General features: G+C 35.8%; 13 protein-coding genes. 4 read left to right on the top strand and 9 right to left on the bottom strand.

The features are described 5' to 3' along the window. Window positions 1-255: 255 nt before the first annotated feature. The 4 genes from FNE73_RS10045 to FNE73_RS10060 all read right to left on the bottom strand — a co-directional run bounded on the left by FNE73_RS10045 (window position 256) and on the right by FNE73_RS10060 (window position 4,535). Window positions 256-1,599 (bottom strand): AAA family ATPase, encoded by a 1,344-nt coding sequence (locus tag FNE73_RS10045; RefSeq protein WP_143884478.1) that lies wholly within the window; start codon window positions 1,597-1,599, stop codon window positions 256-258. A 141-nt stretch (window positions 1,600-1,740) separates the two neighbouring features. Further along, on the bottom strand, window positions 1,741-2,772 hold the full coding sequence (locus FNE73_RS10050; protein WP_143884479.1) for a DUF2891 domain-containing protein: 1,032 nt from the start codon (window positions 2,770-2,772) through the stop codon (window positions 1,741-1,743). Window positions 2,773-2,795: 23 nt separating this feature from the next. Beyond that, a complete protein-coding gene (locus FNE73_RS10055) occupies window positions 2,796-3,548 on the bottom strand; it encodes a polysaccharide deacetylase family protein (RefSeq protein WP_143884480.1) in 753 nt (250 codons plus the stop codon). A 21-nt stretch (window positions 3,549-3,569) separates the two neighbouring features. Further along, window positions 3,570-4,535 carry an NAD-dependent epimerase/dehydratase family protein gene (locus FNE73_RS10060; RefSeq protein WP_143884481.1) on the bottom strand — a complete coding sequence of 322 codons (966 nt, stop codon included), beginning with the start codon at window positions 4,533-4,535 and terminating at the stop codon, window positions 3,570-3,572. Between the two features lie 260 nt (window positions 4,536-4,795). Here FNE73_RS10060 and FNE73_RS10065 point away from each other — a divergent pair, with 260 nt between their 5' ends. Further along, window positions 4,796-6,076, top strand: a complete 1,281-nt coding sequence (locus FNE73_RS10065; protein ID WP_143884482.1) for a dicarboxylate/amino acid:cation symporter — start codon at window positions 4,796-4,798, stop codon at window positions 6,074-6,076. 69 nt (window positions 6,077-6,145) lie between these two features. Here FNE73_RS10065 and FNE73_RS10070 read toward each other — a convergent pair whose 3' ends face one another. Further along, on the bottom strand, window positions 6,146-6,529 hold the full coding sequence (locus FNE73_RS10070; RefSeq protein ID WP_143884483.1) for an HU family DNA-binding protein: 384 nt from the start codon (window positions 6,527-6,529) through the stop codon (window positions 6,146-6,148). 238 nt (window positions 6,530-6,767) lie between these two features. Continuing rightward, window positions 6,768-7,151, bottom strand: coding sequence for a helix-turn-helix domain-containing protein (locus FNE73_RS10075; protein ID WP_143884484.1), 384 nt, complete (start codon window positions 7,149-7,151; stop codon window positions 6,768-6,770). Between the two features lie 342 nt (window positions 7,152-7,493). Between FNE73_RS10075 and FNE73_RS10080 the strand changes: the two genes are divergently transcribed. Further along, window positions 7,494-9,044 carry a hypothetical protein gene (locus FNE73_RS10080; protein WP_143884485.1) on the top strand — a complete coding sequence of 517 codons (1,551 nt, stop codon included), beginning with the start codon at window positions 7,494-7,496 and terminating at the stop codon, window positions 9,042-9,044. A gap of 24 nt (window positions 9,045-9,068) precedes the next feature. After that, window positions 9,069-9,632: a DUF6705 family protein gene (locus FNE73_RS10085; protein ID WP_143884486.1), complete on the top strand. Its 564-nt coding sequence runs from the start codon at window positions 9,069-9,071 to the stop codon at window positions 9,630-9,632. Between the two features lie 60 nt (window positions 9,633-9,692). Here FNE73_RS10085 and FNE73_RS10090 read toward each other — a convergent pair whose 3' ends face one another. Together FNE73_RS10090 and FNE73_RS10095 are read right to left on the bottom strand one after the other, a co-directional pair. Further along, window positions 9,693-10,544 carry a diacylglycerol/lipid kinase family protein gene (locus FNE73_RS10090; protein WP_143884487.1) on the bottom strand — a complete coding sequence of 284 codons (852 nt, stop codon included), beginning with the start codon at window positions 10,542-10,544 and terminating at the stop codon, window positions 9,693-9,695. Between the two features lie 136 nt (window positions 10,545-10,680). Further along, entirely contained in the window at window positions 10,681-11,589 is a 909-nt protein-coding gene (locus FNE73_RS10095; RefSeq protein WP_143884488.1) for an NAD(P)/FAD-dependent oxidoreductase, read from the bottom strand. Window positions 11,590-11,766: 177 nt separating this feature from the next. On the opposite strand from FNE73_RS10095, the gene FNE73_RS10100 reads away from it, so the two are divergent. Next, window positions 11,767-11,994: a hypothetical protein gene (locus FNE73_RS10100; protein ID WP_143884489.1), complete on the top strand. Its 228-nt coding sequence runs from the start codon at window positions 11,767-11,769 to the stop codon at window positions 11,992-11,994. Between the two features lie 57 nt (window positions 11,995-12,051). Here FNE73_RS10100 and FNE73_RS10105 read toward each other — a convergent pair whose 3' ends face one another. Further along, entirely contained in the window at window positions 12,052-13,215 is a 1,164-nt protein-coding gene (locus tag FNE73_RS10105) for a THUMP domain-containing class I SAM-dependent RNA methyltransferase (RefSeq protein WP_143884490.1), read from the bottom strand. Window positions 13,216-13,227 lie beyond the last annotated feature (12 nt).

Consider the following 13,227-nt stretch of genomic DNA (forward strand, 5'->3'; position numbering starts at 1 on the left):
AAACTTTTTATCCGCCTATTTTAAATGTTAACAAATGTTAACAAAATGCAAAATAAAAGTTAAATATATTTATAAATGCCTATAAACAGGTAACTTAAGAGATGTTGTTAAAAAATGTTAAAAAAAAACCTTAAAAGTTAACATAATTAACGGAAATCATCAACATTCACCAACCTAACACATGATAAACTGTTTATAATCAACATATTATAACAATTATAACATTCCTTAAAGCTATGGTAATTCTAAGGCATATTATTCGTCTTTCTCCTGTTTATTTTGAAAACCGATAGCTCTTCTGGGTTCTTCTACTACCTGATATGTTTGAAGCTCTGTTTTTATATCCTGAACTCTTTTCTGAAAATCATCAAAATTATTGATTACAACATCGGTTAAGAATCTTGCAACCAGATTAAGATATTCCTGCGTAAGTTTGGCAGCAGCATCCCTCAAAGCACCATGAAGAAGAGTTTCATCTATGATAAGATTTTCATTTCTGGTACGTTGATAAGCATTTTTAATTCTTTTCTTAAGACTTTGCGTAAAGTCTATCAGCATGGTATTGCTGAATACTTTCATTTTTGAGGCAACTTCACTCCAGAACGGAACTTTGTCTGCATGATTTCTTTTCAGGATTTTATAAAGCAGTGAATCTTTATCCAGGTTTCTGGTAATATGGAACAAAATAATTTCTGCCCTTTCAGCTGCATTTGGCGGAAAAATGGGAATCATCACATCAAATCTGCCGGGCGCAAGTATTTCCTCATCAATTTCTGCAACAGAGTTTGCCGAGCCCACCATCAGCAGATTTTCGCTTTCAAACTTAGAAATGTGATGCAAAACTATTTCCTGAGTTTCCAGATTAGCATAGGCAACATCTTTTTCTGCCTTTCGCTGCATCATTATTTCATCAAAATCTTCAAGGAACATCAAAACACGGTCATTTTTCATCATGGTTAAAAGAAAATCGTTGAAGCTCGTCTGATTTCCATCTACAAAAGAAGTTCCGAGATAATATTTTTTGATTTCCTTAAACTCATAATTAATAATTTCTGCAATTTTATTTGCCCAGAAAATCTTTCCGCTTCCGGGAGGTCCGTAAAGAATAATTCCGGCAGGTTTATTAATGCCCCAATCTTTGATTTGCTGAGGATTTAAAAAAGGTTCCAGAACACTCGAAATATAAAAGAATAAATCTCTGTAACCAATAAAATCACGTTGCTGAAGACTGGTTTTATTTCCGAAATAATCGTAGACAAATTTGTAGTTTCCGCCTAATTTATTATCAATTCCGTAGCTGGAAACGGAGGAACGGTAAAAACCATTATCGAAGATGTTTTTTTCCTTTATGGCTTTTTCTATCTGTTCTTTAGGCTGATTGATTTTCTCGGCAATCTGCTCAACGGTTTTCCTTTTGTCTAAATCTTTCTCGTATTCTTTTAGAAAATCAACATTTTCCCGAATAAATTTTTCGAAATCTTCCTTAACCTCAAAGTTGGCAGAAATACAATCTGTTAAAACCAGATCAAAATCCTGAATAAAACGTTTAATGGCTTCGGGGGAAACATCCAGTTCTTTTGCAAGCTGTATTAACTTCATATAATCATCTTTAATTATTTAAAAATAAGAATTTTTAGTGATTATATAAACCTTCAGACAAAAATCAAACGCGGTATTTCAAAAAAATATTAAACTCTGTTTTCATCAATCTTCCAATGCGTAAACGGCAAAACTTGCCAGTCAATGGTCGCCGCCATAATTCCCTTGGAAAAGTAAAGGCAATCCGTTATGAAGGAATATATTGGCTGTTTTTATGAAATCCTTTTTCAAAGGATGATCTTTAGGAAGACTTTTCGCAATGCCTTTCATACACCATGCTTTTGAAAATGACAAACCCACCAAATGAACAGTCTGGTAATCGCTTAAATCACTTACGACAGGAATTTTTTCAATATTTTCTAGACTTCTTTTATCGTAAAACTTATTCAGCCATTGTACAAAGTCTTTTTGAGGAAGTACTCTTCTCATCAAATCTGCAATTTCCAGACTCGGAGAAAAAAAATCTGAACCATCAGGTTCCAGATATGCCGGTGTTTTTTGATCTTTAAGATAAAAATATCTTGCCTTTTCTGTAAGCTGCTTTTCAAATTCCGAATCTTTGTTTGCTCTTGCCCAATCTATCGCAAATGCCATCGCAAAAGCGGTATTGGGATGCACTCCAGTTCTGTTAGGATAAGTTTGTTTGGGAAGATAAGTTTTCCACGAAGCTAAAATTTTATCGGTTAACGGCTTTAAATTCTGATGCCATATTTTGGCTTTTGGATGATTCCAATCAGTAAGTTCTTCGTCAAGCTTTAAAAGCCACGCCCATCCGTAAGTTCTTTCAAAAGTTCCGGTAAGCTGATATTTAGTAAAATAATCTGCTTCAGTCTGAAGATGTTCCTTTTTAAATGAATAATCCAGAATTTCTTCAATATTTTTCGTTATCGAAAGATTAGGTTTTGTTTTAAGGAGTCTTACCAACATCCAATGACCATGAACAGAGCTATGCCAATCAAAGCATCCGTAAAAGCTGGGATGAAGATCTTTCGGACTTAGAGCAACCTCATTTTCATTGTTGATAATATGTGCCGTTTTGTTGGGATATTCCTGACTGATGCAGTGAAGCGGCTTCTCAGCTAATTTTACAGCCATTTCGTCAGAAAGTCTGGGAACTTCCTGTGCAAAAAGAATAGAAGGAAAAGTGACAATAGCGAATAAATATTTTCTCATTAGGCTCGACTTTAATTTATTATTTAAAAAATATAATCTTTAACTCTTGATGTTGCCAGTTCTTTTTCATTAATCCAGCTGAGAAAAGATTCCAATTTATCTTCCATTTTCTTTCCCGTATTCCATCTTCTGTAAAAAGGAATTTTAAAATGATATTTTTCTACATCTGTAAACTGCCATGAGTCTAAATAAATCAAAACAAAATCATCCTTTTTGAGTGTTTCGTACACCATATTCTGATAATACTGCATCGGCAAAACCTGAAATACAAAATCATTGTAAGGAAGCTGACTGTAAGGAGAAATACTCTCCGGGATGATGCTTAAGCCATTTTCTTCAATAATTTCCGGAGATTTTTTGAGTCTTTTAAAAGGAAAAAGTATATCGGCATGATCAATACCGGAAACGTAGTTGAATCCGCAAAGCTTTAATTCATCCACAGAAAGACCGGTGTTTTTATAACGGATTCCGCGTATATTTTTTTCAAGAAAATCCTGAGTGCTTTTCTTGATTTTATCTACATATTCCAGTGAGCCGCCCTGATAATAAAAGGCAATTTCGTGTCCCTGAACCGAAATTGCCTTTAAAAGTTGCTGCAGCTTTTCAGCAATAGAAATTTCTATAAAAAAACTCGCTTTAAGATCATAAAGATTCAATATTCTGAGAATTGCTCTGGTATTACTTTCCGTTATTTTTAATCTCTCTTCATCAGAAATCTGAAAACCTTTTTTAGTTTCAGCTTTAATAGAAATGATGTTGAAAGTAAGTAATATCATGCAGGGATGGTATCAGAACTATTAGTTTTTATTTAATTTAACCTTAAGGTTTTTAATCATATCTTTTGTCATCTCAGAAATTCCGAAATCATAAGAAAGTCCCCAGTCTTTCTTTGCTACCGAATCATCAATAGAAGCCGGCCATGAATCTGCAATTGCCTGTCTGAAATCCGGTTTATAATCAATTTCAAACTCAGGAATTTCTTTTTTGATCTCTTCTGCCAATTCCTTAGGAGTGAAAGACATTCCGCCAAGATTATAAGAAGAGCGGACTGTTAAACTCTCTTTTGGAGCTTCCATCAGCTTCAAAGTAGCATTAATGGCATCATCCATATACAACATGGGCATTCCGGTATTTTCTGAAATAAAACTTGTGTATTTTCCTTTTTCAATGGCTTCATAAAAAATTTCAACAGCGTAATCTGTAGTTCCGCCGCCTGCAGGAGTTTTCCACGAAATCAATCCTGGATAGCGAATGCTTCTTACATCTACACCATGCTTATCAAAATAGTATTCGCACCATTTTTCACCTGCCATTTTAGAAATTCCGTATACCGTGGTAGGATTCAGCACCACATCCTGCCCTACGTTCTCCTTAGGAATTCCTTTCCCGAAAACAGCAATAGAGCTTGGCCAGAATATTTTTTTGATGAGTCCTTCTTTTGCCATTTCACAAAAATGCAGCAAAGGCTCAAGATTGAGCTTCCATGCAAAAATTGGCTGTTTTTCTGAAGTTCCGGATAATAGAGAAGCCAAATGATACACCGTGGTGATTTCGTAATCCTTAATCACCTGTCTTACCAGCTGAGTATTGGTAACATCCATTCTTTCATAATATCCTGCTGAGGTAATACCCTGCTGATATCTGTCTAAGCCTGAAGCAACCACATTCTCTGCCCCATGAATTTCTACAAGTCTGTTGGTAAGCTCAGTCCCGATTTGTCCTAAAGCTCCTGTAATAAGTATTTTTTCCGTGAAGGACTCCATTTTTATTTATTATTAGTTGATGAAAAGCAAAAGTAAAAATTTTGACTGCGATAAGAAAACAAAATGATGAATTAACATCAAAATTTGATTATTCTTTGGATTTACACAAATGTAAGTATTTTATATGTTTTATTTTCAGCGGTTTAAAGACCTGAATGAGTTTTTATAATAGCTGGTCTTGTGCTTCAGAATATAATTTTATATCAATAATTATTGCAAAATTGATTACATTTCGGAATTATTTTTAAATAAATGCGTTCTTGAAAACCAAAAAACTTTATCAGCAGCTCTATTTTCAGGTAATTATTGCCATTACTTTAGGAATTTTATTAGGAAAATTTTATCCCGAACTCGGAGAGAAAATGAAACCGCTGGGTGATGGCTTTATTAAACTTGTAAAAATGATTATCGCACCAGTGATTTTCATTACCCTGACTTTGGGAATTGCTCACATGACCGATTTGAAAAAAGTTGGAAGAATTGCCATAAAAGCAATGATCTATTTTTTCACATTCTCAACTCTGGCTCTGATTATCGGCTTAATTGTTGGAAACCTTATCAGGCCGGGTTCCGGTCTGAACATTGATCCGGCGGGTTTATCAGGGGACATTTCGCAATATCAGCAAAAAGCGCACGACACAACACTTACTGGTTTTGTGATGAATATTATTCCTGAAACATTATTCAGTCCGCTGATCGGTGATAATATTCTTCAGGTTCTTCTGGTTGCTATTCTGATGGGTGTTGCCTTGGTTTTAACCAAAGAAAAAAGCGGAAAAATTACAGATTTGCTGCAGTCACTTGTCGCTCCCGTTTTCAAGATCGTTCATATGCTCATGAAACTGGCTCCCATCGGAGCATTTGGTGCAATGGCTTTTACCATAGGCAAATATGGTTTAGCCTCTGTTCTCAATTTAATTTTTCTTGTCGGAACATTTTACATTACCTCAATTTTATTCGTGGTTGTAATATTGGGAGCAGTTGCATGGTATAATGGTTTTAACATTTTTAAGCTAATGTATTATCTGAAAGAAGAATTGCTTCTTGTTTTGGGAACAAGCTCTTCTGAATCTGCACTTCCGGGCGTTATGGAAAAGCTTGAAAAAGCAGGCTGTTCCAGAGCCATTGTAGGCTTGGTTGTCCCTACCGGATATTCTTTCAATCTTGACGGAACCAATATTTATATGACACTTGCTTCACTTTTTATAGCGCAGGCTTTAAACATTGATCTCTCCATCGAAAAACAGCTCATGCTTCTTTTGGTCGCGATGCTGAGCTCAAAAGGAGCTGCCGGTGTTACCGGAGCCGGTTTTGTAACTTTAGCCGCAACTTTAGCCGTAGTTCCCGAAATTCCCATTGCCGGAATGACATTGATTTTAGGAATTGATAAATTTATGAGCGAATGCCGCGCTTTAACCAACGTGATCGGAAATTCTGTGGCAACGGTTGTAGTAGCTAACTGGGAAAAACAACTGGATAAAGACCAGCTGAAATACTGCCTTGAAAATCCCAATGAAATTGAAGAGAAACTGGAAGTCTAAATAATTCTATGGTTTATTTTGATATTAAACTAAATCCTCCCGAATTTTTCAGGAGGATTATTTGCTGGTTTATGCTTTCTTTTTAAATTCTGCAAGCTTCAGAGCATCCTTGATCATCTTACCCGGTCGGAAGATGGTTTTTATCGTTTTGATGCTGGAAGCGTTTACTTCTTCTGCGGTGTCTTTGCCTTCGCTGGAACCGCCTGCCTGTAGGGTGAAATACTCACCTACATAAACAATCTTACCGTCGGCTACATCGTCGGCAATTTTAGAAAACGTGCTTTCGAGTACGGCAAGAATGTCGGCTTTTGAAACGGTGGAAACTGAGGCAGCATGCTTGGCAAGATCTGCAAGAGTGGTTTTCCCTTCGCCAATGATGTTGGCATAATACTTTGGGGGATTGTTGGGCTGCTGAGGGTTCTTCTTAGGAACTACACTGAATGTAATAGGCATTTTCTTTTCGATTATTTGTGTTAAACAATATTTTAAATAACAGAACTAAATTAAGAAAAAAAATAAAATGAAAAGCAAAAAAATATCTATTACAAAAACTTGTTTTTATCTTATAAAAAAACGTCCGCACGTTTTAATAAAAAGATACGGACGTTTTGCTCAAAAGATACGGACGTTTTCGTAAAAACGTCCGTATCTTTTTGAAGTGTTGTTTTTAGGCTTTTGTAAAAACATTCTTTTACTTCTTCAATAGCTGCTCTATCAGCCTGTTCTGGATCTCCATCAGCTGAGACATCTGCTCCTGATTCTGCACCAGACTTTTGACTAAGTCATCGGCAAATGTGTTATTGATAGTTACTGTACTATTATGCATATTTCCTACAGCAGAATTATGTGTATCAGAAATATTCTGAATGATTTGATCATCCAAAAAGTACTGCGGTTCTACTTTGAAAAACTCTGCTACTTTCTGCATGAATAAGAAATCTAATTTTTCGATGGTTCCGTTTTCTATCTTGCTGAGATAGCTCTGTGAGACATCCAGCTGCAATGCCAGATGTTCCTGCGAAATATTCTTCTGCTCCCTCAGTTCTTTTATTTTGTAGCCTATACTTTTGTTCATACTTTTTATTTTTACCGGATAAAGATAAACTTTTTTTGAATGTTTGCTTTTAATAATAATGTCTTTTTAGCGCAAAGTTCACAAAGTTTTTTTAAACAATTCGCCGTTTTTAAGCTCTCAAAGGCGTTTGACTTCGTCGAATCTTCGATTTCACTCAGCAAAGATTTCAAAGTTTCTCCAAAAAATGACAAAAACGGGATAGTCAGTAACTTTTTATGAGAAATACATTATTCCAAACGGAATGATATTTTATTCCGTTTGGAATTGCACCCGTGTGATTTATTTTGCATTTTTACCGCTCATAAAAAAATTATATCTTTAACCATTCAAATTTTTCAGCACATGATGAAAAAACATTTATTCCTCAGGCTCTGCCTGATGTTCCTGGTCGGTGTCTCGGCGTTCTCCTGCCGCACCGAAGAATTTCACAACGAAGAAGAAGCGCACGGCAACCCAGGATTGCGACTGACTTTCAAAAGGATTTCCCTCAACGAAGCTAAACACAGAACCCAGCTTGTACCTGAGCTTCAAAAAGCAGAGATTGGGATTAAAGCCTTTGCACAGAAAAATGCTAAAGGTAAAATTAATTATGCCGATGGAGTATCTATTGATACCGATCAGGTAACGTATATTGAGAATGGTCCCAACTTTCACACCTACACTTTTCATCTTACGCGTCAAAACGCTTTACCGACAGATCCTATAGAAAATCTGGTGCTGATCCCGGCAACAGACGGGAGTTACCGCGAAATGCTCATCAGCTATAATCTGACGCCTCAGGAAAAGCAGCTGATGATGGCGGGTGAATATGTAGATACTCAGGATAAAACAACGGTAACGCTTTTGGATGGTATGGTATATAATCCGCTGGGAGCTAAATCTAACCAAAGCTGTGTGTGGCAGTCGTATATCGTGGGGTATACAGCATGCAGTAAAAATGCGCATTTTAATGGAGAAGGCAGCAATAAATGTGATGCTATAATAAAATCTAAACCTATAAAAGAATATTATCTGCAATGCAAGAGTATCGCAGAAGCACCCATAGATAATGGATGGTGGGCAGGTCCCGGAGGCGGAACCAACAGCGGAGGTGGTGACTGCTCCTCCTGTCCTGCAGAAAACCCGACTCCTGAGCCGGAACCCTGCAATGGTAACGGGGTTTCTATTCAGCCTGTAGATCCTATCGGCGGTATTGCCGAAGGTGGGTGCGAGGGTATTCCTACAGTGATAGAGTTTCCGGATCCAAATTCTCCCTGCAATAAAGTAAAATCTCAGTTTGCTAATGAGAATTATAAAAATAAAGTGGCAACCATCAACAAAAATTATAATTTCAATTTAAAAAAAGAGACTGGTTTCAGTGAAAATAAAGATGGGACATTTACAGACCTATTCCCCCCGGCAAACAACAGTTCCGATGCTTTAACGATAACTTTCGACCAGAATACAAAAGGGTATACCCATGTGCATGTGAATGATAAAACGACTTCTGATCTTACACCTGAAGGATATGTTGTCATCAACAAAAAAATCAGAATGTTTTCACCGGCTGATGTAGATGTGCTAATGGCACTGGCAAATCTTAATAAATCTCCCGAAAATTTCGGAGATTTGTATGGCACCATGCTTTCCAGCGACGGTACCTATGTCATCAAATTTACCGGAACAGCAGCTGATATTAAAATGGGGTTTGATACGGAATATTGGAGGTTGGAGTATCAAGATTATTTTAAACGAGAGGAAGGAAATACACAAACAAAGTTTTTAAGATTTATGAAAAACAAAATGCTGATACAAGGTGTTTCTTTGTATAAAGTAAAACCAAACGGAAAGGTATTTGAATACAAGCTCAATGCTGCACAGAATGATGCTGAACCCATCGAATGCGGAAATTAAAAATTAACAATTTAAATTATTAAAATGAGAAACAATTTAAAAATACATTTAACATATCTATTTCTCTTAACATTATCTTGCCAAGCGCAAACTACAATAACACTAGACCAAGCTGCTACGTATCTTGATAGTCCGAACGGTATTCCTATAGGAACAAAATATGTAAAAGATGTAGATAACCGCCTTAATACTTATGAAGGAACCTGGAAAGGAACGTTTGAGAGTAAACAAATTGAGTTGAAACTTGAAAAGAAAATTGATTTTGGTAACTATAGCGTAAAGTGGGATCAACTGATTGGAAAAATTAGGATAAAAGATGGACAGGGAAATATTCTCTATGACAGTTTTCAGAATCCTGAAGATAACGCAGATCCTTATGGATATAATTTTCAGCATACTGTATACGAAATGCGGTTCAGAGGAAAAAGTGGATGTGTTGACGGTACAATATATCTGCATACGCCAACACTTACTCTTAGTGGAGGCAGTACAATGAAAATATTCTTTTATCCTAATGGTGATGCCATAGACACACCTACCTGTCCTAAGTTGTTACCATTAACATGGGCTGATCTAACGAAGCAGTAGATGGATCAGTAACAGAATTGTATATAAAAAGCTGTTTCATAAATTATGAAACGGCTTTTTTTATATCAAAATATTCAGGCTTGAAGGCTGTACTTTTATATGAATCGGGGATTTTATCTTATTGAATTCTCCGTCGAGATGCCAGTTTTTGGTATTTACTTTAAATTCAATTTCTGAAACAGGAAGATAGGTGATGTAATCATCTTCTTTCAGTTTTTTGGTAAACATTCTGAACGCAAACAGCGGAGAATACGTGATGGGGAATTTTTTTACCAAAACCATATCGACTAAGCCGTCACTTTTACTTGCCATCGGCGCAATATAGGCATTATTGCCAAACTGACGGGTGTTGGCAATATTTACCATCAGATATTTACCATTGTACTGTTTGTAATTTTCGTCAAAAAATTTCAGCTTTATGGGTTTGTAACTGAAAAAAGTTTTTAGTGAGACTTTAATGTAGTTTTTAAATCCTCTGGTGGTTTTTTCAAATTCTTTTACGACCTTCCCATCAAACCCTGTTCCTGAAACATTGATAGAAAGTCTGCCATTAACAGTAAAAGTATCTATTTTTCTAGATTTTTTATCGTGAAGTTTTTGCAAAAGCTGGTCCAGATTTTTGCTGAACTGCGTTTCGTTGGAAAAGCCATTCCCGGAACCGGCAGGAAAAATCGCCAGAATTTTTTCTGTATTAATCAAGTTTTTTGCAACCGTAGAAATAGTTCCGTCACCTCCTATAGCAACGAAAATATCAATATCATTAAAATGATTCTGAATAAACTCATCTGTTCCTGCAATAGATTCTGATATATAAAATAAAGGATTCTGGACCTTCATTTTCAGATCATTCAGAAACGGATGGTAATTTTTTTTCGCAGAAAACGGATTAATGATAAAAGCAACTCTTTCCATTGCCGCAAAATTATAAAATGCAAGCGTATCAGAAAGAATTAATATTTGTTAATCTTTAAGTATTATTTAATATTAAATCGTACTAACCATTTTAACCACAAAATGCACTAAAAATCCCATCAACGGATCATTAATTTTAAAAAACTTCATTTGCAAGCTCCATATTGACCATGGCTCCGGTAAAGTTTCCGGTGTAAACTGCATTAGCTACAGAGCGCATTAGGCAGGAATTATCACCACAGGCGTAAATTCCGGGAACTGTCGTAGTTTGTTTATGATCAATTATGAGATGACCATGTTCTGTAAATTCACAGCCTAAAGAACCCGGAATATCAGAATGCTGCTTAAAGTGAAAAGCTCCGTAAACCGCTTCAGGATAAAGCATACTTCCATCAGTCAACACCAAAGATTTGACACTTCCATTTTCGTGAATCATTTCTTCAATTTCAGTTTCGATAACCGAAATGTTGTTTTGCGAAAGTTTTTGGATTTGTTCTTCACTGAAGTCAGATTTTCCTCTTGTTAAAATCACAAGATCATCGGTGAGATTTTTCACCAGAGAAGCAAGATGAAATCCTCTGTCACTATTAGCAATAATTGCTGTTTTTTTATTTCTGAATTCATAGCCATGGCAATATGGACAATGAATCAAAGAAATTCCCCAACATTCATTAAACCCCTTAATATCGGGAACATCATCGGTAATTCCTGTGGCAAAAATCAGTTTTTGGGCTTCAAATTCATCACCACTTTCAGTTTTAATTTTAAAGCCATTTTCAGTTTTTATCCCTTCTGTTGCCAAACCATCGAAAAAGGTAATTGTTTCATATTTTTCAACCTGCTCTTTACCTATTTCAGAAATTTCTGCAGGTGCTTTGCCATCCTGTGTCAGGAAGTTGTGAGAATGTGGCGTTTGCCTGTTGCAGGGTTTCCCGCTGTCGATGATCAGTACTTTTCTGAGTGATCTACCCAGAGACATAGCTGCAGAAAGTCCGGCATAGCTTCCGCCAACTATAATGACATCAAAGAAGTTTTCATTTTTCATAATAAATATTTTGATCGGATAAAAATATATGTAAAAAGTCTGCCAAAAATGTTTATGTTGACCACATCAAATCATCCATTGTACGTAAAAAAACAGAACAAATGAAATCATCATCAGAATGACCGATGCATTAAAAAGTAAAAACATCCATACGTTCCGAAAATAATACCAACCTATATGATAAAGACCAAAAAAAAGACAAAAGAAAAAGCTATTCCAATAATTGAGCAGACTGCAAAAGCTGTCAGATTATTTTCAGCCTTAAAATCATTGAATGCTGTGAGAAAAGTTACCAAAGCAATCAATAAGAATATAGCTGATCAAAAAAGGTTCCGGATTTCCATTTTTTTGCTGATCTATTGGAATCATCATCATTTTTATGATCTGAACTTCCAGAAAAGTTGAGACTTAATAAATCTGCTAAAAAATTGATTCCGTGTAAAAAATCAAAGGGCATTTTTTCTATTTGTTATCCAATTTATGCACTTTTTTCGTTCCTTCATACATTTCGTACTGCAAAAATCTAGTTTCCAGTTTTCCGTTGTACAGTTTTATTTTTCTGGAAGGCCGAAGTCCTATTTTCTTCACCGCTTCAAGATCCGAAGAAATGAGCCATGCTAAAGTATTGGGATAATTTGTTTTAAATGTATCTCCCACCTTTTTGTAAAAATCATCATCATTAATCGAAATTCTCTCATCATACGGCGGATTGAAAACCATCAGCAAAGGAAAAAGTTCTTTTTTGGAATCGAAAAAATTCTGTTTTCTCACTTCAATAATATCTTCCATTTCGGCAGATTCAATATTCGTTTTTGCTGCATTCAGCATTCTTGCATCAATATCATAGCCTACAATTTTTCCGTTAAACTCTTTTATGCGGTTTACACGAACTTCTTTTATTTTAGAAAATAAATCAGCATCATAGTTTTTCCAGTTCTGAAAGGCGAATCTTCTTCTGAAAATCTGTGCAGGAAGGTCTAAAGCGATCATTGCCGCTTCTATCAAAAGCGTTCCCGAACCACACATCGGGTCAAGAAAATTTCCTTTCCCGTCCCAACCTGCCAATTGCAGCATTCCGCTTGCCAAAACTTCATTGATTGGCGCTTCACCCTGTTCCTTTCTGTATCCTCTTTTGAATAAAGGATCTCCCGACGAATCTAAGGAAATGGTTACCAGTTCACGGTCAATATGTAAATGAAATTTTATGTCCGGAAATTTGGTTTCTATACTTGGTCTTTTATGATATTTATTCTGAAAGTAGTCTACAATAGCATCCTTCATTTTAAAAGTCATAAACTGAGAATGCTTAAATTTCTCGGAATTGACGGTAGAATCTATCGCAAAAGTCTGATCAACATCCATAAATTGATCCCATTCAAATTTAAAAAGCTTATCGTAAAACTTACTTTCGTTAAAAGCTTTAAATTCTAAAACAGGAATAATGATCTTTAAAGCTGTTCTCGCCGAATAATTAATTTTATATAAAAAACCAAGATCACCTTCACAGTTGACAGCACGGTTTTTAATTTCCACGTTTCTGCCACCGAGTTTTTTTATTTCTTCTGCAAGAATAGGTTCCAGTCCGAAGAATGTTTTGATCTGAATTTTGAGATTGTCTGTATCCATTCTGCAAAAATA

It is taken from the genome of Chryseobacterium binzhouense (assembly GCF_007474545.1).
GTDB classification, from domain to species: Bacteria; Bacteroidota; Bacteroidia; order Flavobacteriales; family Weeksellaceae; genus Chryseobacterium; species Chryseobacterium binzhouense.